15 protein-coding genes are annotated in these 22,328 nt (G+C 68.5%); 8 read left to right on the forward strand and 7 right to left on the reverse strand.

Going from position 1 to position 22,328, the window contains the following annotated elements:
• Positions 1-2: 2 nt before the first annotated feature.
• Genes IZR01_RS16370 through IZR01_RS16385 form a run of 4 tightly spaced genes read right to left on the reverse strand, consistent with a single transcriptional unit; the run spans position 3 to position 3,968 of the window.
• A complete protein-coding gene (locus tag IZR01_RS16370; protein ID WP_194891645.1) occupies positions 3-896 on the reverse strand; it encodes an IclR family transcriptional regulator in 894 nt (297 codons plus the stop codon).
• Between the two features lie 14 nt (positions 897-910).
• A complete protein-coding gene (locus tag IZR01_RS16375; RefSeq protein WP_194891646.1) occupies positions 911-1,987 on the reverse strand; it encodes a GDSL-type esterase/lipase family protein in 1,077 nt (358 codons plus the stop codon).
• A gap of 9 nt (positions 1,988-1,996) precedes the next feature.
• Positions 1,997-2,800: an SDR family NAD(P)-dependent oxidoreductase gene (locus IZR01_RS16380; protein WP_194891647.1), complete on the reverse strand. Its 804-nt coding sequence runs from the start codon at positions 2,798-2,800 to the stop codon at positions 1,997-1,999.
• Positions 2,801-2,825: 25 nt separating this feature from the next.
• Positions 2,826-3,968: an LLM class flavin-dependent oxidoreductase gene (locus tag IZR01_RS16385; RefSeq protein WP_194891703.1), complete on the reverse strand. Its 1,143-nt coding sequence runs from the start codon at positions 3,966-3,968 to the stop codon at positions 2,826-2,828.
• A gap of 529 nt (positions 3,969-4,497) precedes the next feature.
• Here IZR01_RS16385 and IZR01_RS16390 point away from each other — a divergent pair.
• Positions 4,498-7,275 (forward strand): Ig-like domain-containing protein, encoded by a 2,778-nt coding sequence (locus IZR01_RS16390; protein ID WP_194891648.1) that lies wholly within the window; start codon positions 4,498-4,500, stop codon positions 7,273-7,275.
• Between the two features lie 119 nt (positions 7,276-7,394).
• Here IZR01_RS16390 and IZR01_RS16395 read toward each other — a convergent pair whose 3' ends face one another.
• The 3 genes from IZR01_RS16395 to IZR01_RS16405 form a co-directional block, all read right to left on the reverse strand.
• A complete protein-coding gene (locus IZR01_RS16395; RefSeq protein ID WP_228553846.1) occupies positions 7,395-9,641 on the reverse strand; it encodes an alpha-N-acetylglucosaminidase in 2,247 nt (748 codons plus the stop codon).
• A 224-nt stretch (positions 9,642-9,865) separates the two neighbouring features.
• Complete coding sequence (locus tag IZR01_RS16400; protein ID WP_194924351.1) at positions 9,866-11,854, reverse strand: hypothetical protein; 1,989 nt, start codon at positions 11,852-11,854, stop codon at positions 9,866-9,868.
• A gap of 161 nt (positions 11,855-12,015) precedes the next feature.
• Positions 12,016-13,110 carry an ABC transporter ATP-binding protein gene (locus tag IZR01_RS16405; protein WP_194924352.1) on the reverse strand — a complete coding sequence of 365 codons (1,095 nt, stop codon included), beginning with the start codon at positions 13,108-13,110 and terminating at the stop codon, positions 12,016-12,018.
• A 403-nt stretch (positions 13,111-13,513) separates the two neighbouring features.
• Between IZR01_RS16405 and IZR01_RS16410 the strand changes: the two genes are divergently transcribed.
• The 7 genes from IZR01_RS16410 (at position 13,514) to IZR01_RS16440 (ending at position 22,328) form a co-directional block, all read left to right on the forward strand.
• On the forward strand, positions 13,514-15,664 hold the full coding sequence (locus IZR01_RS16410) for a glycosyltransferase family protein (protein ID WP_194924353.1): 2,151 nt from the start codon (positions 13,514-13,516) through the stop codon (positions 15,662-15,664).
• Positions 15,665-15,770: 106 nt separating this feature from the next.
• Positions 15,771-16,085, forward strand: a complete 315-nt coding sequence (locus IZR01_RS16415; protein WP_194924354.1) for a hypothetical protein — start codon at positions 15,771-15,773, stop codon at positions 16,083-16,085.
• Positions 16,086-16,100: 15 nt separating this feature from the next.
• Positions 16,101-18,176 (forward strand): hypothetical protein, encoded by a 2,076-nt coding sequence (locus IZR01_RS16420; protein ID WP_194924355.1) that lies wholly within the window; start codon positions 16,101-16,103, stop codon positions 18,174-18,176.
• 128 nt (positions 18,177-18,304) lie between these two features.
• On the forward strand, positions 18,305-19,516 hold the full coding sequence (locus IZR01_RS16425) for a nucleotide sugar dehydrogenase (protein ID WP_194924356.1): 1,212 nt from the start codon (positions 18,305-18,307) through the stop codon (positions 19,514-19,516).
• On the forward strand, positions 19,513-20,400 hold the full coding sequence (locus tag IZR01_RS16430) for a glycosyltransferase family 2 protein (RefSeq protein WP_228559607.1): 888 nt from the start codon (positions 19,513-19,515) through the stop codon (positions 20,398-20,400). The genes IZR01_RS16425 and IZR01_RS16430 overlap by 4 nt, the downstream gene beginning before the upstream one ends.
• Entirely contained in the window at positions 20,393-21,427 is a 1,035-nt protein-coding gene (locus tag IZR01_RS16435) for an NAD-dependent epimerase/dehydratase family protein (protein WP_194924357.1), read from the forward strand. The genes IZR01_RS16430 and IZR01_RS16435 overlap by 8 nt, the downstream gene beginning before the upstream one ends.
• Positions 21,428-21,641: 214 nt before the next feature.
• Positions 21,642-22,328 carry a glycosyltransferase family 2 protein gene (locus tag IZR01_RS16440; protein ID WP_194924358.1) on the forward strand — a complete coding sequence of 229 codons (687 nt, stop codon included), beginning with the start codon at positions 21,642-21,644 and terminating at the stop codon, positions 22,326-22,328.

A 22,328-nucleotide genomic window follows, 5' to 3' on the forward strand; every position in this document is an offset into this window, starting at 1 on the left:
CCTCAGTCCAACAACCCACTCACCCGCAAGTCCGGATGCCGCCCCCGCACCGCGAACGTGATCTCCCGCGTGGTCCCGGTCAGCCGTGCGGCCAGCCCGTCGATGTCCACGCCGCTGAGCTGCTTCTGGAAGCCGTACAGCGTCAGCACCATCGCCACCCGCTCGTCCGGCCCGAAGACCGGCGCCGCCAGGTGCCCGATGCGGTGGGTGCTGCCGCCGAAGTCGTCCATCAGGTACGAGGTGTGCGACAGTTCCGCGAGCAGCGGCGGTACTGCTTCGTGGTCGTCCAGCGACTGCCCGAGGCGCACCCCGAGGACGTCGGGTTCCAGTCCCACCGAGTACCCCCGCCGCCGCACCGCGCGTACCCCGTTGCGGAAGCGCTCCAGCTCCGGCTCCGTCAGCGGGCTGCCTGCGGCGCGGTGCAGCCAGGTGTCCACCTCGTCGGGCAGTGACCAGGCCATGAACACTGTGCCGATCGGCGGGGCGAGGGGTATCCGTTGGCCGACGCGGACGTGCGGGCCGAATGGGACCACCTCCCCTGCCACCGCTAGGAAGACGATCTCCTCCCCCATCGCCGAGGACACCACGCACTGCAAGCCGGTGGCGGCGGCCAGGGACTGCATCGGCGCGCGGGCGAACTCCACGAGTTCCAGGCGGCGGGCGGCGGCGGCCGAGCCCAGGGCGATCAGTGCCGGGCCCAGGGTGTAGGACTTGTCGCGGGGGTTGCGCAGCAGGAAGCCGGAGTCGGCCAGGGCTGTCAGCATCGCGTGGGCGGTGGCCTTGTTGATGTCCAGCCGGCGGCACATCTCCGACAGTGAGAAGGCCGTGTCGGGGTGCGCGGCGAGCAGGTTCAGCACCGCCACCGTGCGGTCCACGGCCGGGGCCGGACGCGCCATGGTCTCCCGTCCTCTTACTCTCTCGTCACGCGCTCGGCGATGGGATCCCCGAACGCCCGCGCCATGATCCGGTGTCCTTCGTCGCCGGGGTGGATGCCGTCGGCGAGGTGTTCGGCGCGCAGCACGCCGGCGCCGCGGACCAGGTACAGGTCGCGGTCACCGCGCTCGCGGCGGCTGAGGACCACGTCCTCGATCGCCTCGCGCAGATCCTCCAGCGTCGCGCCCAGCTTGTTCCGGGTCTGTTCGGCGTCCGGCCGCAACACCGGCGAGCAGACCACGATCGGCACGCCCGGATGCCCCTCGCGCACCACCCGCAGGAACGCGTCCATCCCGGCCATCATCATGGTGGCGCTGTGCGGGATCCGGGTCCAGCAGTTCGTGCCGTGGTTGACGGAGATGACCGCCGGCGGATCCAGCGCCGCGATCTGCTCGGCCGAGACGATCTCACCGCGGGCCGCGCCGGCGTAGCCGAGGTTGACCACGTCCAGCCCGTGCACCCGGCCGGCGATGGCCGGCCAGGACAGCGCGGGTTCGGAGGCGGACCAGCCCTCGGCGATCGAGTCGCCGTAACAGATCCAGCGCTGCTGCTTGGGCGCCGGGAGCAGTTCGCCTTGCGTGGCGCGCAGGGAGACGATCTCCGGCTTCATGCCCTCGGGCAGGTAGACCGTGACCGGCAGTGACTCGTCGGCCCCGGCCAGGTCCAGCACGGCCATCCCGTCGCCGAGCATCGCGTCGGCGTAGGAGATGAACTTCTCGCCCTGGTAGGCGGCGAAGAACGTGCCCGCCCCGTCGCCGCGGTACCCGAGGTCCGCGGTCTTGGTCCGGTAGGCGATCTGCACCGCCCGCGCCGCCCCGGAGAACTCCAGCCGCACCCCGACCGGGACCGTGGCGGTCCCCCAGGTGTCGATCGGCAGCCGGGAGAAGTCGCGCGGGTCGGCGCGTGGATAAACCGCGCCCTGGCCCGGCGGCCAGGCGCAACCGGCCAGATAGGGCTCCACGGACGCGTGCCGGGAGGTGCCCCCGCGCTGGCTCCGGTCGGCGTTGGACATTTCGGTATGCGCGCTGTCACCCACGCCGTTGTGAGCCGTCATCGATGAGTATCAATCCTCTCCGGGCAAGGAGTATCCGAACTTGGCCGAGACTCCGCCGTCAACGACGATCGTTTGCCCAGTGATATACGACGACAAGCCTGTGCACAAGAACAAGATGACTTCCGCGATGTCCGACGGAAACGCAGATCGGCGCAGCGGAGCGTTGCGAGCGCCGCGTTCCTTCTCCGCCTCGCTGAGGTATCCGGCCACCCGCGGCGTCATGACCAGGCCCGGGGCCACGGCGTTCGCCCGCAACCCCTTGGGCCCCAGCTCGACCGCGGCCGTTCGCACCAGTGACATCAGGGCCGCCTTGTAGGCGCCGTACGCGCCGTGTGAGGGCGCGGACTGCATCCCGGAAACAGAGGCGACGACCGTCAGCACCCCGCCGCCGGTGGCGATCATGCGCGGGGCGCCGAAGCGGATCGCGTTGACCGCGTGCTGGAGCACGATGCCGTGGTGCCACTCCCAGCTGTCCTGGTCGCTGTCCAGCAGCCCGGCGTACTTCGCCATACCGATGATGTCCACGATGCCGTCGATGCGGCCCAGCGCGCTCTCCGCGTCCTGATACAGGCGCTCGGCCGAGGCCTGCTCGATCGCGTCGCCGGCCCACGGGACGCCGCCGACCTCCTTGGCGATGTCGTCGGCCAGCCCGGCGTCCAGATCGACGCAGAACACCTTGGCGCCGACCGCGGCCAGCGCGTGCGTGGCCTGCCGTCCGATGCCCTGCCCGGCGCCGAGCACGATGAAGTTCTTGCCGTCCAGGCTGAGCAGGGAGCGGTAGTCGGGGACCGCGCTGTCATCGGTACGGGTCATGGGAATCAGCCCTCTCGCCCGCGGGTCAGGAGGCCGGAGCCGGCTTGATGGTGGCGTCGACGCCTTCCTTGGCCAGCGCCGGCAGCACTTCCTTACCCAGCAGCTCGATGGTCTTCATGACCGACTCGTGCGGCAGGTAGCCGAACTGCACGTAGCAGATCAGCTGGTCCACGCCGAGCTCCGCGTACTTGAGCATCTTGGCGTAGCACTGCTCCGGGTCGCCGACCACGATCATGTCGTGGTCGCTGAACGACTTCGGGTCGAAGTTCCCGTCCGCCTGCTGCATCAGGTACGGGAACACCTTGTCCCGCTCCTGCTGTGACAGGTGCGGCAGCTCCCACTCGGCGGTGAACTCGGCGATGTTCTTGTACCACCACCAGACCGAGTCCCAGATCCCCGACTCCTCGCACTTGGCCATCGACTCCTCGCAGTGCACGAGGGTGTAGGCGGCCACGCGGTTGGTGGTGACCCGGGTGATCGGCTTCGGCGCCGCGGCCGCGGCCCGGTACAGCCGGATGTGCTCGGCCATCTTGTGGATCGGCTGCAGGATCGAGAACGACAGCAGCCCCAGGCCCTTCTCCCCGGCCACGGCCGACGAACCCTCCGACGTGGCGGCCATCCAGCACGGCGGGTGCGGATCCTGCACCGGCTTGGGCGTCACCATCCGGCGCGGGAAGTCGAGGTACTTGCCATGGAACTCGAAGTACTCCTCCTCCCACATCCCGACGACGGCCTGGATCGCCTCCTCCCACTGCGCCCGCGAGGCCTCACGGTCCACCCCGAACGCGGTCTGCTCCATCGGCGTGGACCGCCCGGTCCCCCACTCGACCCGCCCCCCGGACAGGATGTCGGCGGTGGCGACCTTCTCGGCCACCCGCATCGGCGGCGTGAACGCGTGCGGCATCAACGTGACACCGAACCCGAGCCGGATCTGTTCCGTGCACTGCGAAAGCGCCCCGATGATGACCTCGGGCGCCGGCGAGTGCGACCGCCCCTCCCGGAAGTGGTGCTCCACGTGCCAGGTGGTGTGGAACCCGAGCTTGTCGCCGAGCTTGATCTGCTCCACGGCCTCGCGGTACGCCCGCTGCTCGGCCTCCCGCTGGCCGTAGGGGTGCGGCTTGGCCCAGGGCTTGGGCACGTCGATCTCGTACAGCAGGTCGAGCTTCATCCTCACGCCTCCACGTTCGGCTGCGTCCGCCGGCCCACGTTTGCCGGTACAAACGCGCGGTCCGCTGGTCCGAACGGACCGTATGCCGAATCTGATGGGTCGTCAATAGTCATCTGCGCTGCTGGTCAGGGGGATTCTGCGCAGGTCAGAAGGCTGTGAGGAGGGACGTGGCGGCGTTTGGGAAGACGAACGGGGCCGCCGAACCTCAACGCGGCCGGATTCACCCCCCCGGTACGTCGCTCCCGCAGGAATCGACTGCGGCACAAGGACCCGTAGAACGCCACAGTCGCATCAACTCAGACGGCGCCGGCAGGGACTAAATAAACGGGCTGACCCCTGCGGCAAGCCCGCTCTGCGGCAACCGCTCAGGAGCCGTTCCGACCCGGTTTTTCGGCTAGATCGATCGCCACACCGCGTGTGAATATTTGAGCGAAACGGGCGGCCCCCGGTCCGCCTGTAGACAGGCGGCCTGGGACCACGAAGTCATCAGCGGGAGCCGACCACACCGGCTCGACACAGGGGGAGACCCATGGCCAACAGACCACGTCTTCGACGTTCCCAGCTCACGATCGCGCTGGGAGCGACAGCCGCGTCCATCATCTCGGTGGCACTGCCGACCGCGGCCACAGCGACCACAGCGGCGAGCGCGACCGAGCTCGCCAGCTTCGCCCTGGACGGTACGACGCTCACTGCGAGCGCACCGAACCTTCCCGACGTCTCTCCACAGACGTCCGAAGCCGGATCTCCGATGCAGGAAGCGGTATTCGACCGCCGCTACTCCACGTACAAGGTCACGATCACCGCCGTGCCGGTCGGAGCAGCCGACCCTCTCGACTTCCCGGACCTCGGACCGCACAAAGCCGGCGACATCGGCACATGGTCCGCGTCGCTACGCAGGCAACGCGACGCGCAAGGCGGCGCAAGTCACGCCGGACCCGTGGCTTCGCTGTTCGGGCACACAGTGGTCGGCATCGCCAGCACCCCGATGGTCGCGATCGACGGCGTACACCCGGAGCGGGCCGACCTCGTCGAGTGGGTGACCGAGGCCGGGAACCGCGCCTACGTGATCCAGGCGTTCAAGCGGGCCAGTGAGCCGATAGCGGACTTCGCCAGCGGGGTCAGGGTGTCCGGCACCCACCTCGACGCCGCCACCTCCATCGGCCACGTCACCCCGGCCAGCGAGAAGCTTGCGGAGACCAACGCCGCAGCCGCCCGAGCACGCACCCCCGCGACAACGGCCACCTCGTCGTCGTCCGCACTGTCCTCGCTGTCCGAGCCCAGTTGGTGGAACGGCAAGACGTGCGACTCGGGAAACAGCGCCAGCTACCAGCTCGGCAGTTCAAACGTTCGCGGCATCATCGCGTGTGGACCGACGCCGGCCTACCCGGACTACGCCAAGGACGTGCGCGACATGTCCGGCTTCCCAATATCGTGGAACGAATGGGAGTGCACCGAACTGGCCGGACGCTACATGTACGAAGCCGGATATATCAGTAACAGCTACCAGGCATCCGGCGGGCAGATAGTCGAGAACTACCGCGGCAGCAAACTCACCAAGGTCACCAACGGTCAGGCCAACAACGTCTCACCCGCACCCGGCGACGTGATCAGCATGGCCACGAACGGGGCCGACGGACACGTCGCGCTGGTACTGGCCAACAATGTGAACTCCTCCGGCAATGGCAGCATCACGCTGCTCCAGCAGAACTTCTCCGAGAACGGCCTCGGAACCATGAGCGTCAGCGGCGGCATGGTCGCCTCCGAGGAACCAGGCAACACCGGCTACGGCTACGTCAACGGCGTCGCCTGGCTCCACGACCCAGCAGACGGCGTCAAGACTCCGCCGTCCGACTTCAACGTCACCATCGACGCCAACGGCGCGGCCGCCACCGGCCAAAACGTCTCCAGCACCGTCAACCTCACCGCTATGGCCAGTTCGCAGGGCTACATCAACACCCTCAGCTACACCATCACCGGGCCCGGCGGATACTCCACCACCATCAATGGCGGCAGCGGCAGCACCAACTACGCCCAGGGGTGGAACACCGCCGGTCTGGCCAGCGGAAGGTACAGCATCTCGGTCACCGCCAACGAAACCGACGGCAACAACCACACCTACGGACCCGGCACTGTCAACGTCAACAACGCCCCGGCCGCGCCGAGCGTGGGCATCACCAGCCCGGCCCCTGGTGCCTACGTGTCCGGGACCGTGGCATTGGCCGCCAACGCCGCTGACAGCACGACCGGCGCGGGCATCAGCGTCCAGTACCAGGTGGATGGCGCGAATGTGGGTGGGCCGGCCACCGGTGCGCCCTATCCCGTGCCGTTGGACACGACGGCGCTCACCGTCGGCAGCCACACCTTGACGGCGATCGCGACCGCCTCGGTGAACGGTGCCTCGTCTCCGTCTGTCACGTCGGCTCCCGTGACGTTCAATGTCGCCGGGTCCGTCGCCCAGCTCCACAAGGACGGGACGATCTTCATTCACAGTGGCGCGGCCAATACCAACTGGTCGCAGATCGGGACGAACTCGGCGTCGAAGGAGATCGCCACCAGTAACGGCGGCGCCGATCTCTACGAGCTCGACAACACCGGCGCGATCTGGAAATGGACCAACTCCTCCGGGTGGTCCTCGGCGCCCATCGGCAACAACGTCGCAGCCGTCCACATCGCTGCCAGCCAGAATGCGCTCTACGAGCTCGACAACACCGGGGCGATCTGGAAGTGGACGCAGGCTTCTGGGTGGACCTCGGCCCCGATCGGCAACAACGTCGCGGCCAAGGCGATCGCCGCCGGCAATGACAACAGCCTGTACGAGTTGGACAGCACGGGCACGGTCTGGCAGTACAACGAGGCCACCATCGCCGGGAACCACTGGCTCGAGCTGGACAACAACACCGGCACGGTCGGCATGGCCGCCGGAGACGCGCCCAACTCGGTGTGGGAGCTGCACAACGACGGCTCGATCTGGCAGTACACGGGAACGCCGATGACCGGCTGGACGCAGGTCGGCAACAACGTCGCCGCCACCCGCATCGTCGCGGGGCCGCAGGCGGGCGTCGTCTACGAGCTGGACACCACCGGCACCATTTACGAGTACAACAACGGCACCTGGTCCCAGCCGCTCGATACCAATCCCCTGGCGACCAGCATCCAGGTCGGCGATGACGGAACCTTGTACCAGCTGCACAGCAACGGCGAGATCTACCAGTACACGCCGGGCATCAACAACAACTGGACCCTGCTGGACAACAACACCGCTGCCACCGCCATATCCTCCGGCGCCACGCGCTCCGCGCACCTGTAGTAGACCCATCTGAAGCACTCGCCTCGAACCAGGCATAGACCAGAGCGTCCCGCGGCCCCAGAAAATGGGACCGCGGGACGCCGCGTTCCTGTCGACTGCGCAGAAGCGAGTGCCTACGGTCAAGCAGCTACAAGGAACGCCATGACGTCGCTGGCTACCGCGAACGGATCGCCCACCGCCGTCACCGGATAGGCCTTCCCGCTCCGCGCCCAAGCATCATCCATACCGAACCAATCCGCCTGCGCCCACGTCTTCGCCGTCCCGGCGACCACCGGTTCCAGCGCCGCGAAGTGTCGACGCCAGCGTGGCGCGTAGACGTCCGCGACCAGCCCCGACAGCTCCCGGCCGCCGTAGTCGTGCAGGGACGCGGCCGGGGTGCGGCCGCCCCACGTGGTGATCAGGGAGCGGGCGTCGTAGCCGCCGGAGCGCAGCCAGGTGCCCAGTAGGAAGCGTTCGTCGGTCGCGAGCAGGGTGTCCATCAACCCCATCGCGTCCAGCCAGCGCTTGGTGAGGGTCTGGAAGCCAGGGAGATCGTGGCCGGTGTATGCCGCCTTGATCTTCGGCAGCAGGACGCGGGCGTGGTTGGCCAGTGCCTGGCGTGTGAAGTCGACGATGTCGTAGCGGTAGGCGTCGACGGTGTGCAGTGCTGCGTCGGCTTGCAGGAGCATGCCGACGGCTGACTGGAAGCTCGTGCCGTCGTAGCGCATCTGCGGGCCGCCGGCCACGGCCGAGGTCGCCGACAGGTCTGGCCAGGCGCTGAACAGGCTGTCCTGGGCCTGGCTGTAGGTGCCCGGCGGGAGGGAGTACGCGGTCTGTGCGAAGGTCTGCCAGGCCTGGGTGGCGGCCGCGTCGACGGTGCCGTAGCGGCGTGCGGCGTAGTGGGCGAACCAGTCCGACAGGTCCAGGGGGTCGGGGCGCCAGGCGAGTTCGGCGAACAGTTCGAAGGCGGCCGGGTCGTGGCTGGAGGCTTCGGGGAGCCAGGCGATGCCGGACAGGGCGGTTCCGTTGGCGGCCAAGGCTTTGGGGTAGCGGTCGCTCCACGTCGCGGCGTTGGCGCCGAGCAGCGAGCGGCCGCCGAAGTTGGGGATGGTGCCGAAGGCATAGGCCGTGCCGTCCCAGTCGGCCTCGCGGTCGAGGGTGGCGAACCTGTCCGAGCAGCCGTCGACGATCAGGACCTCGCTTCGCGCGCAGACGGCCGGAGCGCAGTTCCGCAGCGCGTCCAGGACGTCCCGGCGCGGGTTGCCGTCCCAGCCCAGCATCACCCACGTGGCGCCGGGCCGGGCGGTCTGCAGGGCGGTCATCACCGCCACCGCGGCGTCCCCCATCGGCACGCCGCCGCTGTTGCCGCCCTCGTGCAGGAGATCCATCTTGTAGGCGGTGCTGTGGCCGTACAGATCGGCCTGGTGCCGATAGAAGGACTCGGCGATCTGGGCGAAGTGCGGATCGCGGGGATCGAGCCAGTCAGGACGCTGATAGCCGTTCCAGACGCCCTGTGCGAGGACCCGCGCCCCGGCATTGCGTTGCGCGAAACCGGGAGGGACCTCGCCGGGGTAGCCGGGCAGCACCGGCGTCAGCCCGAGCTCGCGCAGGCGGTCGACGGCCTGCTGCACCACCGTGACGCCCGCCTGCCGCACCGCGGGATCCTCCGGCGCGTCGAAGCCTTGCAGGTTCCCCAGCAGCCACCACGGTTGATAGGACGCCGCCGGGATCCACGCGTCGAGCTCGTCGGGCCGGTATCCGAAGTCTGCGAAGACCCGTCGATAGACCTCGTCCTGCCCAGCCGGGATCAGTACTTCGGTGAAGCCGTGCAACGCCAGCACGTCCAATGTGCGTTCCCACTCAGCCCAACTCCGATAGGCCCCGGCGTAGCCGTTCTCTGTGTCGTTCAAGGCGAATCGGTGCTTCACCGCCGCGGCCCCGGAGATCGGCGCCCGCGGCGCGGGCAGCACCGCCGGCAGTTGCCCCAGCGAGTCACCTGGCAAGGAGACAGTGACATCCGCTACGTATTTGAGGTACCAGCCGACGCCAGCCAGGAGTGCGGCATTGCTCGTCCCTTCCACCGTGACAGCGGCGAGAACCGAGGTGCGGATGCGGTAGCGGTCGACGTCGTCAGCCGCGCGGACGGCGAGCAGCTCGATCTGACCGGCGCGTCCGGCCAGCAGCCGCTCCAGGACGCCGCGCGCCGGCGCGGTGTCGAAGGGCGGAGCGGGGGCGGGCTTGGAGACCCGGGTCGGTGAGGCGTCCACCCGACCAGTATCCGGAGGGACCGACCGCGCCACCGACCGCGCCACCAACCCGCTGCCGACCCCGATCGCGCCGAGCGCCCCCGCGATCCCATAGCCCATCACCCGACGGCGTCCGATCATGTGCCGGCCCCATGTTTCCCGTGTGCCCCCTCGCCGGGGCGTCCCTGTAACGCGCTGTCATAGAGAGAAGGAGTGAGAGGGCCTGTCGCGTTGCCAGCGAGATGCTTTCGATACCAAAAACCGGGCCCGGCGCGCCGAAGCGTGCCGAGCCCGGTGGGGGCACTGGGACCAGACCGAGGGGACCGGGGCGATGGGACCTCGCCGCCGAGGCCGGTGTCAGCCGATCAGTTGTCGAAGACCAGCGAGGTCACGACGCCCGGATCCTTCTTGTCCCAGATCGGGTACAGCGTGGTCGCGGTGCCCTGGTGCACGGCGCCGGTCTCGTCCAGAACCGTGAACGTGACGTCCTCGCCCCACTCGCTGACCTGCCGGGACAGGATCTTGACGGTGTCCGAGCGGACCGTCCGGTTCAGCGAGAGGGCTCGGCCGAACGCCTCCTGCCCGGGGCGGTCCAGCTCCAGGGAGTTGATGTGGATGACCGTCGTGCCGTCCTTGTCCCGCGTGCTCCACCCCGGCTGGTCCGCAGCCGTCGGACGGTAGCGCAGAGTGTGGACCCAGTCGAAGGCGTACTGCAACAGGTCGCTGTCCTTGGTCAGACCGGAGGCCTGATCAAAAGCGGCCTTCAGGGTCACCTCCGCGCCCGGCTTCGCCAGCGGCGTGGACGCGTAGGACCCGCCCTGGGCGGCGGCCACCGACGGCGAGGGCGGGGCGGTGGGTGTCGAGCCCCAGGAGCCCGGCAGCGAGACGCCCAGGACCACCGCGAGCACCGCGACGCTGAGGACCAGCTGCGGCTTCCAGCGGTCCGGACGGGGCTGGTCGAAGCCGAGGTAGCGGCCGGGCGCCGTGCGGCCCAGAGCGGCCGCGGGCGAGAACCGCTGCTTCGGCACCGAAGGCACGGAAACGGGAGCAGATGCGGAAGCAGAACCGGAGTCGGACTCGGAGTCATCCCCAGAGCCAGAATCCGCAGCCGCCGCAACGACAGTGGCGGCCTCGGCCGATTCCGCCGCCCCCGCCAAAGCCCGCGCCTTGAAAGGCAGATGTTCGCCCAACAGCAGCTGCACCATCGCCCCCGCCGCCACCGCGGCGGCCGGGAACATCACCATCTCGTAGCGCATGTACTGCGAGAAGCCGATGCCCGCGGTGATGACGTAGGTCGCGGCCGCGGCGCCGAAGAAGACCGCCGCGGCGTCGGACTTGAACCGGACCACCATGCCCACCCCGGCGGTGACCAGGATGCCCAGCAGCACCCGGTCGTTGTGCCACATGTAGGTCATGGCTTCCTGGGTCACGAGCTTCAGGTAGTGCACGAACTCCCGGGCGATGCCCGGATAGGTGGTCTCGCCGTGGCTGATGACGCTGGCAGCGCTGGCCGTGGTCACCATCATCGACACCACCTCGATCACCAAGGTGGTGGCCGCGGTGACGATCAGCGCTCCCAGCCAGCGGTTGCGCCAGTTCCGTTCCCGGATCAGCAGCCACAGCCAGCCCGCCCCGGCCATCGCCGGCGCCAGCACCCCGACCTGGCGGGTCAGCGCGATGAAGATCGAGGCCGCGCCCAGCCAGACCAGGTTCGCCTTGCCGATCCGGCGCTCGATCGGCAGGTTGGCCACGATCACCGCGGCCAGCCCCATCGCCAGGGTGTCGGTACCGGCCCAGCTGAACCCGAAGATCGGCTGGGTGAGGGTGAACAGGATCACCACGATCGCCGCGACGCCCGGGCCGTACAGCCGCTGCAGGACCCGCGCGATGACCCAGAAGAACAGGATGTCGCCGAGCACCGGGACCACTAGCGAGCCGCCGGAAAGGCCCCACATCCAGACGAACGGGATGGACAGCACCGGGTACAGCAGCCGGGTCCGGACCATCTGCCAGGTCGGGTCGTTGTTGGCGAAGTACCAGCCGGACAAGTGCCAGCCCGGGGAGATGTTCTGGTTCATCTGGATCGAGTCGGGCCAGGAGTGGCCCATGTCCCGAGCCATCATCGGCAGGTAGTACCGGCTGTCCGGCGGGTGGTTCCACAGCTGCCGGCTGGTGATCTGCATGGCGATCGAGCAGATGAAGACCGGCAGGATCAGCAGCAGTACGCCGACCCGTACGCCGAGGAAGTCGCGCTGCATCAGCTCGGCGACCAATTGTTCGAACGACTTGCGCGGGCTGCGTTGCTCGCGCGGCGCCGTGGTCTCGGCCGCGTTGACAACGGTGTCCGCACTCATCCAGTCCACTCCGCTCTGCTGGCGTGACGGGGTACAGGCCCGCCTCCTGCCCCCGATAAAACGCCCCCGTTAAAACTGATGCGCGGATACCTCGCCTCGGTTCCAAGGCATGGTATCCGCGCAGCGCGCTCCCCGAGGCAGGGCCCCGGAAATCGTAATGTTTAGACTTCGATACGTTCGCCCGAACTCGCCGAGAACAGGTGGGTCTCGCTGGCGCGCGGCTTCACGTAGAGCGTGTCACCCTTCATCGGCACCGCGCGGGCGTCCACGCGGACGATCAGGTCCACGTCGCCGTCGCCGACGTGCGCCGCGCAGTACGCGAACGCGTCCGCGCCGAGCTCCTCCACCAGGTGCACGCTCGCCGCGATCGCCCCGTCCGGGTCGCCGACCAGGTCGAACGACTCCGGCCGCACGCCCACGGTCAGCGTCGCGGCACCGCCCGCACTGGCCACACCGAGCGCGTCGCGGGAGACCGGGATGGTCAGGCCGTCGAACTTCACGCCCTCCTCGACGATCGGCACCTCGATGAGGTTCATCGCCGGGGAGCCGATGAAGCCCGCGACGAACACGTTCGCCGGCTTCTCGTACATCGCGCGCGGGGTGTCGCACTGCTGGAGCAGACCGTCCTTCAGCACCGCCACCCGGTCGCCCATGGTCATGGCCTCGACCTGGTCGTGGGTGACGTAGACGGTGGTGATGCCCAGCCGGCGCTGGAGCGAGGCGATCTGGGTGCGGGTCTGCACACGCAGCTTCGCGTCCAGGTTCGACAGCGGCTCGTCCATGAGGAAGACCTTGGGCTCCCGGACGATCGCCCGGCCCATCGCGACGCGCTGACGCTGGCCACCGGACAGCGCCTTGGGCTTGCGGCCCAGGTACTCGGTGAGCTCCAGCAGCTTCGCCGCTTCCTCGACCCGCTTGGTGATGGTGGCCTTGTCGATCTTCGCGATCTTCAACGCGAAGCCCATGTTCTCGGCCACGGTCATGTGGGGGTACAGCGCGTAGTTCTGGAACACCATCGCGATGTCCCGGTCCTTCGGCGGAAGGTGCGTGACGTCCCGGTCGCCGATGAAGATGCCGCCGGAGGACACTTCCTCCAGACCGGCGAGCATGCGCAGCGACGTGGACTTACCGCAACCAGAAGGGCCGACGAGGACCAGGAACTCGCCGTCGGCGATCTCCAGGTTCAGCTTGTCGACCGCGGGGCGGTCAGCGCCCGGGTAGACGCAGGACGAGTCCTGGTAAACGACACCAGCCATGGTGCACTCCCTTTCAACCGGCAGGAACGTGCCGGACGATCCGAGTTGGAAAGGTGCCCGGGGCGGTTTCGCCCGGGCCGTGGGTGTGAACGGTACCCCGGTCGGGGCGGATTTGTCACCGGCCCCCAGGGGCCGCGACCGTGCGTGATCAGTCGTATCGCGGTCCGCAGCCTCAGATCCGGACCTTCCCCCCAGGAGGCTCCGGAGAAAAACATCCGAAAACTACAACCGTTTACCCCCGTGCGGGAGTCTCAGTAGACGACAGACGACTGCCCGCTCCAGCCTCGCACGATCATACGAAGCGGAGCACGCCGTCTGTACGATGTATCGGTCGCCTGACCATGGGATGCTCGCGCCACGCGTCTGCCACACCAGTGGTCCCTTTTCTCCTGGAGAGTCCCGCATGAGCGTTGAGGTCGAACGCCCGCCTGCCTTGGCGCGAACCACCGTGGACGGCGTACACCAGCAATTACGGGACACCGCCGCCGACCCGGGGGCGCGACCCAACATCGTCCACCGTGTCCTGCTGGTCATCACCGCGTTCTCCATGTTCTCCACGCTGATGGGGGTCTTCGGGCCGACCGTCCGCTGGCCCGGCGTGGGCATCCTGCTCTTCGTCTCGATGTGCGCGCTGGTGGCCGTGGCCGTCATGGGCTTCACCACACAGACGATGCGCTGGTTCGGACGCGCCGAACTGCTACTGGCGGTGCTGGCCGTGGTCGGCATATCGCTGTGGATGCTCTCGATGATCCTCAGTTTCAACGGCTACCGCAGCGACGAGGAGATCTTCGTCCAGTACTCGGCGGATCTGTTGCGACACGGCCACAATCCGTACACCGCGGACCTGACGCCCGCGTACGCACAGTACCCGTCGCCGTTCCCGACCAAGCTCCTGGACGGCAGCATCACGCACCACCTGGACTACCCGGCGCTGCCCACCTTGCTGACCACGGTCCTGACCATGATGGTCGGCACGTTCCACACCGTCGGCCTGCTGTGCACGCTGTTCCTAGTCGCCACCATCGTGGTGATGTACGTGCTGCTGCCGCGCGGTCTGCGCTCGCTGGCCGCGCTCGTGGTCGCTGGGATACCGGTGCTGGCACAGGGTGCGGTCGGCGGTCTGTTGTTCGCTCTAGTGGTGCCGTTCCTGGCCTTCGCCGCCTACCGCTGGAAGCAGACCGGGGCCGGCGGCCGGCTGTCGAAGCTGGACGTGGCCAAGGCCGTCGCGGTCGGCGCCGCAATCTCCACCACACAGGTCGCCTGGTTCCCGATCCCGTTCCTGTTCCTCGGGATCTTCCTGGTCCGGCGTGGCGAACTCGGCCGGCGCGGGGCGGCGATCGTCACCGCGAAGTACATAGCCGTGTCCGCCGCTACCTTCCTGGTCATCAACGTGCCCTTCATCGTCTGGAGTCCGGGAGGCTGGCTGCGCGGCGCGCTGGCCCCGCTCACCCAGCACGCGGTGCCCGAAGGCGAGGGCCTGATCAACCTGGTGCAGTCGATGTCCACCGGCTCGGGCAACCTGAGCCTGTACACCTACGCCGGTGCCCTGGTGATGATCGGCCTGCTGGTCGCGTACTGGCGACACTTCGACCGGCTGGGCTCGGCCTGCTTCGCACTGCCCATGATCGGATTGCTGTTCCCGACGCGCTCGTACTGGACGTACTTCATCGCCTACGCCGCAGCCTGGGTCGTGGGCCTGCTGACCAACGACCTGGCGCCGGTCGGTGAGAAGGCCGAGGAGGACGAACCGGCGGTCACCGAGCGCGCGCTGCTCACCCCGCGCGTCCCATGGCTCAGCCGCTATGCGGCTATCACGGTCGCGGCATTCGTGCCGGCCGTCGCGGTGTTCGGCGTGGCGGTCGCCTCGCCGGCCCCCATGACCCTCAAGGTCGACAGCTACCTGACCTCGGCCCAGCTGAACACCGTGCAGACGGTCACCGTCACCGCGACCAACCACTCAGACCACACGCTCACCCCGCATTTCATGGCGGTTCACGGCAACGGCATGGTGAGTGCCAGCTGGAACGTGGTTTCCGGGCCGAAGGTCATCAAGGCGCACTCCTGGGCCCAGTACGTCGTCACCGCGCCGAGTACGGACGCCATGCCGCTGATCACCGACGCGCTGAAAATCCAGGCGGTCACCGACTCCCCCGCCACTGTCAGCTACTCCGGATCGGTCAACCCGCAGCCCTACACCACGGTCCTGGTCGCCGACTCGCCGGCGCTGCCGCTGCTGCCGCCGGGAAGTTCGATCGTGCTGAACGCGCGCGTGCAATCACAGTTCGGCACCGAGTTGCACCGTACGGGCATCCGGGTGTGCCTGGGCCAGACCAAGTTCACCAACGCCAGCACCGACTACGACACCGCCTCGGTGACCGCCTCGCCGACCGGCGACCAGGCTTCGTGCGGGTTCACAGACAGCCAGGGCGAAGTCCACTTCACGGTGACCAGCCACGGCACCGACAGCCGGCAGCTTTACTTCCAGAGTTATGGGATGCAGGGCAGCCTCGGCCGGTTCGGGTACTCGACGTTCCTCTCGGCGGCATGGCGGTGAGCGGTGACAGCTCGGCCGCCGGCGCGGTGTCGCCGATGGCCCACGCCCAAGCCGGTCCGGCCGGTCAGACCGGCTTGGGCGCCCGAGAGGCGACCGCGGTCCGACGATGAGCACCCCGACAGACGTGCCCACCCGGCCGACGGCCGGCTCGCGACCACCCCGGCGCGAGCCGGCCAGGTTCGACGGGCCTGCAGATGTCAAAGCCCCGCCGGACCCGCGCGCGCCGCTGTGCCCGGCTACTCGACATCGGCTGGACACGCACTTCGACCTGATCGGCTTCTCGCGGATTCCACTCCGCGTCATCACGCAGGACCCGGTAGTGGCCGGCCGCCCGCACACGTTCGCCGGTCCGTATCCTTCGCTCAAGCTCGCGGCGCTGTTCCTGCCCGACCTTCCCGGCGAACGCTCGCCGTCTTCCTGAGAACGAGGCTTCCCGATGGACACGACCTTGCCGACGACGGTCGCCCAGCCACAGCCGGATCCTGTCGACGAGCAGCCCCCGCTCCGCAGACGGGGGATACCGCGCCCGGTGATCCAGGCCCCGCGAGCCGTATGGATCGCCGCGCTGGTGGCCGCGGCGTGGCTCCTGCCGGTGCTGACGCATCTGCTGCACGCCGACATCGTGCTCCTGCCGGTGATCCTGCTGGCCGTCGCCTCCCTGATGACCGCCGGCCACACGCTGCTGGACCGTCTGATGTTCGCCGTCGCGCTGCTGGCCGGGGTGCTGATCGCGGCCGGGCTGCTGTTCTCGGTCTGGCCGTGGGGGCTGAATCCGGTGCCGGTCACGGGCACGTTACTGACCGGAACGGTGGCGGTCGGCGCCGTCCTGGACCGCCGGCCGCGACTGCCGCGCCGGGTGCTGGCCAGTGACCTCCTGGTGTTGGCCGCGCCGGTGCTGTCCTACCGGGTGTTGGACGATCCGTACGCCGGCAAGAACTTCATCCAGGCGATACCGTTCACCTCCTCGCGGGAGGACCCGTTCAACCACTTCTCGCTGTTCGACGCCATCCGGCACGTCGGCGGGTTCACATTCCTGCACGGCGGGGCGGCCGCCAAGTTCACGATCAGCGGAAATCAGTACTCATACCCGTCCGGCTCGCACTTCCTTTACGCCCTGATCGACGTGTTCCGACGCTCCACGACGAGCCCGGACTCCTCCTACAACGCCTTCGGCCGCTATCACCAGTACGAGATCATCGGGATGGCCTTCACCTGCATGGCCATCGTCTGGGCGGCCCGGTGGATCGCGGGACCGGCGATGACCGGCTGGCGCCGGGTGCTGATCTGCGGAACCGTCGGGGGTCTGGCCGTCTACGGCGACCTGACCACGCTGTACTGGCAGGGCTTCGACAGCGAGGTGCTCTCGCTCGGCCTGCTCGCGCTGGCCACCGCCATCCTGGTCCGGCCGCCACGGCGGGTCCGCGAGCAGATGCTGCTCATCGGCTCGCTAGTGGTCTCGCTCAGCTTCACCTACAGCCTGTATCCCGCGTTCTTGGTCATCGGGATCGTGGTGGCGGTCGCGGTGCACCGGCGGCGGGTGCTGCGGCACTGGGTCTTCGCCCTGGTGGTCGCCGTTGTCGCCGTGCCCATCGCTTACATTCCGTACTGGGAGTCGGCACATCACTCGACGGTCAGCGCCGGCCCGCTGTTCCTGCAGGGCGGCTCCTACTGGGGCTTCTCCCGGGCGGCATCGGTCGGCTTCGCACTGCTCGCGATGTCCGGTCTGGCGACCAGGGCCGGCCGACGCTCGCCGGCGTGGTGGGTGCTCACCGGGTTCGTCGGCCTGTCCTGCCTCGTCGCCGTCTACACCGAGTGGTACGGGCGCTCGCACATCGGCCAGCCGGGGTACTACAGCTCCAAGATGGTGGAGGCAGCCTGGGTGATCACTCTGTGCGGCTTCGGGGCGGTCGGGCTGTTCCTGAAGCCCGGGCAGCAGACCAAGCAGCGGCGGCTGGGCTCGCGGCGGCTGACCGAGCTTCCCGCCGCCGCCGCCGCCCTGGTCGCGGCGCTGATCTTCACCCGCGCGGTGCCGCTGGTCCCGGCCGACTGGCAGTGGGGCCAGACCGTGCCCTCGGGCCTGAGCACGTCAGCGGTCTGGTCGAACAGCCTGGTGATCTCCGGTTGGGCGAAGCCGACCACCCAGTACGCCAAGGCCCTGCCGGTCGGCGACGGCGTCCCGACCGTCACCATCTTCTCCGACACCGCCCACGACAACCGACATCTGACCATGTTCCTTGCCATGCTCAACGGTGACCTGGGCGAGATGGACGTCGACTGGTTGGGCGGCCACGGCATCGACAATCTGGCCTCGGTCAAACTCGACTCGAAGGGACAGATGCCGGCCAAGGACAAGTTGTATCTGTCGCGGCTGGAACAGTACCTCGAAATGCTGCCGACCGGGGTGCGGGTGGTGGTGTCCAACCAGGCGGTCGCGAACTATCTGAGCACGTTCGCCGGACAGAATCCGCAGTTGCGCCTGTCGGTGGTCTACCTCCCGCACTTCAACGGCTGAGCCGGCGGCCTCGGGAAGCCGACGCCAGATGGGTCACGGCATGGCCCCAACCGGCCCGGCGACGCACCCCGATGTCATATTGTGGGCCGACTGACTTCATCGCCCACGCCACCGCAACAGGGGAGCCCATGCCCGAAACCGCACCAAGCGACTTCGTCCACGACGTCGTGGTCATCGGCGGGGCCGGGCACGTCGGCCTCCCGCTGGCGATCGCGCTCGCCGACCGCGGCGCCTCGGTGGTCGTGTACGACGTCAGCGCGGAGGCGGTCGAGGCGGTGAACTCCGCACGGCTGCCGTTCGACGAACCAGGGGCGGCCCCGGTCATCGAGGCGGTGGTGGCCGCCGGCCGGCTGACCGCCTCCACCGACCCGGCGGTGGTGGCCGGGTGCGAGCACGTCATCGTGGTCATCGGCACCCCGGTGGACGAGCACCTGAACCCGGACCAGACCGCGATCCCGCGGGCGCTGGAGACCTGCGCGCCGCACTTCCGGGACGGCCAGTTGTTGATACTGCGCTCGACGGTGTACCCGGGGGTCACCGAGCTGGTCGAGCGGATGATCGCGCGCCTGGGCGTGGACGTCGACGTGGCCTTCTGCCCCGAGCGGATCGCCGAGGGCAAGGCCATGACCGAGCTGTTCGAGCTGCCGCAGATCGTCTCCGGCCGCACGGAGCGGGCGCAGCAGCGGGCGGAGGCGCTGTTCCGCCGGCTCACCGAGAAGATCGTGCACCTGAGCCCGGAAGAGGCCGAGCTGGCCAAGCTGTTCACCAACACCTGGCGCTACATCAAGTTCGCCGCGGTGAACCAGTTCTACATGATGGCCAACGACCGCGGCCTGGACTTCGAGCGGATCCGGGCCGGGCTGACGCAGGACTACCCGCGCGCCGACGACATGCCCGGCGCCGGGTTCGCCGCCGGGCCGTGCCTGTTCAAGGACGCCATGCAGCTGGCCGCGTTCCACAACAACAACTTCACCCTCGGCTACGCGGCGATGACCACCAACGAGGGCCTGCCGCTTTACGTGGTGGACCGGCTGGACTCCCAGTACGACCTGAAGAACATGACGGTCGGGATCCTCGGGATGGCGTTCAAGGGCGGCTCGGACGACACCCGTTCCTCGCTGTCCTACAAGCTCAAGCGGATCCTGAAGTTCAAGGCCGCCGAGGTGCTGTGCACCGACCCCCTGGTCACCACCGACCCCTCGCTGGTGAGCCTGGAGGAGGTGCTGGAGAAGGCGGACCTGTTGATCGTCGGCGCGCCGCACGAGCAGTACCGGGGGCTGAGGGCGCCGGTGCCGGTGGCCGATATCTGGAACGTCTTCGGCGACGGGGTCCGGGTATGACGGCACCGGTCGACGCCTCCCGGCCCAAGGTCTCGGTCATCATCCCGGCGTACAACGAGGGCGAGCACGTGCTCCCGGTCCTGGACCGGATCTTCGAGTCGGTCTCGCTGCCGTGCGAGGTGCTGGTCGTGGTGGACACCCCCGAGGACAGCACGGTGCCGGTGATAGAGAAGTACGCCGTCACCGAGCCCCGGCTCAAAGCACTGGTGAACACCTACGGCCGGGGCCCGGCCAACGCCATCCGGTTCGGCATCGACCACGCGGCCAGCCCGGCCGCGGTGGTCACCATGGCCGACGGCTGCGACGACCCGCGGCAGATCGACGAGCTGGCCCGGCTGGTCGAGCGGGGCGTGGCGGTGGCCGCCGCCTCCCGCTACATGGCCGGCGGCCAGCAGGTCGGCGGGCCGCTGTTCAAGGGCCTGATGTCGCAGACCGCCGGGCGCACGCTGGCCTGGTTCGCCCGGGTCGGCACCCGGGACGCGACCAACTCCTTCAAGGCCTACTCCACCGAGTTCGTCCGGGAGGTCGGCATCGACTCCCGCGACGGCTTCGAGATCGGGATCGAGCTGGCCGCCAAGGCCCGCCGGCTGCGCCGCCCGGTCGCCGAGATCCCGACCATCTGGCTGGACCGCACCCAGGGCGACTCCAACTTCCAGCTGCGCAAGTGGCTGCCGAAGTACCTGCGCTGGTACCGCTTCGCCTTCGGCCCGCCGCTGACCCTGGAGCAGCTGCGGGCCAAGACCGAGCCCCTGACCACCGCCCCCGGCGTGCCCGCCGACGCCCGCACACAGGCTCCCACCGGAGCCCGCGCTGAATCCCGAACAGATGACCGGACCGCGCCGACCGCGCTGCGCAGAAACACAGGAAGCGATACCCATGTCTGAGAAAGTCCTCGTCTCCGGCTCCGCCGGCTTCATCGGCGGCTATGTCGTGGAGGAACTACTCTCGCGCGGCTACACGGTGGTCGGCATCGACAACTACTCCAAGTACGGCAAGATCGTGAAGTCGTACGACGACCACCCGGACTACCAGTTCCACGAGGGCGACGTCCGGGACACCGGCCTGATGGTCGACCTGCTCGGCGACTGCGACCACTTCATCGCCGGCGCGGCGCTGATCGGCGGCATCTCCTACTTCCACACCTACGCCTACGACCTGCTGGCCAGCAACGAGCGGATCATCGCCTCGTCCTGCGACGCCGCGATCAAGGCGCACGACGGCGGTGCGGGCCGGCTGAAGAAGGTCACGTACATGTCCTCCTCGATGGTCTTCGAGTCCACCGAGGTGTGGCCGTCGGTGGAGGGATCGGAGCGCCGGGTGCCGCCGCCGCTGTCCTCCTACGGCTTCCAGAAGCTGGCCGTGGAGTACTTCGCGCGCGCGGCCTGGGACCAGTACAAGCTGCCCTACACGATCGTCCGGCCGTTCAACTGCGTGGGCATCGGCGAGTCCCGGGCGCTGGGCGATGAGGAGATCCTGTCCGGCAACGTCAAACTGGCGATGAGCCACGTGGTGCCGGACCTGGTGCAAAAGATCGTCAAGGGCCAGGACCCGCTGCACATCCTGGGCACCGGCGAGCAGGTGCGGCACTACACCTACGGCGGCGACCTGGCGCGCGGCATCGTGACCGCGATGGCGCACCCGGACGCGCTGAACGACGACTTCAACCTGTCCACCCCGGCCGGGCACTCGGTGCGCCAGCTTTCCGAAGCGATCTGGCGCAAGATCAAGGGCCCTGGGGTCCCGCTGACCCTGGTCTCCGACGACCCGTTCGAGTACGACGTGCAGCGCCGGGTGCCCTCGACCGAGAAGGCGAAGCAGGTCCTGGGGTTCGAGGCCGGCACTTCGCTGGAGGACATGCTCGACGAGGTGATCCCGTGGATCGTCACCGCGGTGGAGAACGGGACGATCTGAGGCGTTTCGGACCTTCTGGATACGCAGGTCGTATTAGCGCCGGTCCGTCATTCGACGTACTGGCGCCGACGTTCACGGAATCTTAAGTAGCATGGGCCGTCGTCTCGTGCGGGTCCGCAGGCGACGTCCCCGATCGGCGCGTCCCCACCCATCCCGCGCCGGCAACCGGTTCCATCCCGGCCAGCGTCCCAGTCCAAGAAGGAGGTGCGCGACGATGACCGACTACGACGATGTGTGGATCGTGATCCCGGTCTACAACGAAGGCGCAGTCATCAGCGACGTCGTCGAGCACACGCGCGAGACGTTCCCGAACATCGTGTGCGTCGACGACGGCAGCCGCGACGACTCCGCAGCCCGGATCGCCCAGACCGGCGCGCACCTGGTCCGGCACCCGGTGAACCTCGGGCAGGGCGCGGCGCTCCAGACCGGCATCGCCTACGCGCTGGCCCAGCCCGGCATGCGCCACCTGGTCACCTTCGACGCCGACGGCCAGCACCGGGTGGAGGACGCCGAGACGATGCTCGCGGTGGCCCGCTCCGGCGAGGCCGACGTGGTCCTGGGCTCACGGTTCCTGGAACAGAACGAGCAGATCCCGCTGCTCAAGCGGATCGTGCTGCGGACCGTGGTGACGCTGAGCCCGACCGCGCGCAAGCTCAAGCTGAGCGACGCCCATAATGGGCTGCGGGTACTCAACCGCGAGGCCGCCTCCGGGCTGAGGATCACCATGAACGGCATGGCGCACGCCTCGGAGATCGTTGGTTTCCTAGCCTCCTCTGGGCTCAAGGTCCGTGAGGTCCCGGTGACCATCCTCTACACCGAATACTCGCGGTCCAAGGGCCAGTCCCTGATCAACGGCGTCAACATACTGTTCGACCTGTCGGTCCGGCAGCGGGGAGCGTGA

The sequence above is a fragment of the Catenulispora pinisilvae genome, assembly GCF_015356865.1.
In the GTDB taxonomy this organism is placed as follows: domain Bacteria; phylum Actinomycetota; class Actinomycetes; order Streptomycetales; family Catenulisporaceae; genus Catenulispora; species Catenulispora pinisilvae.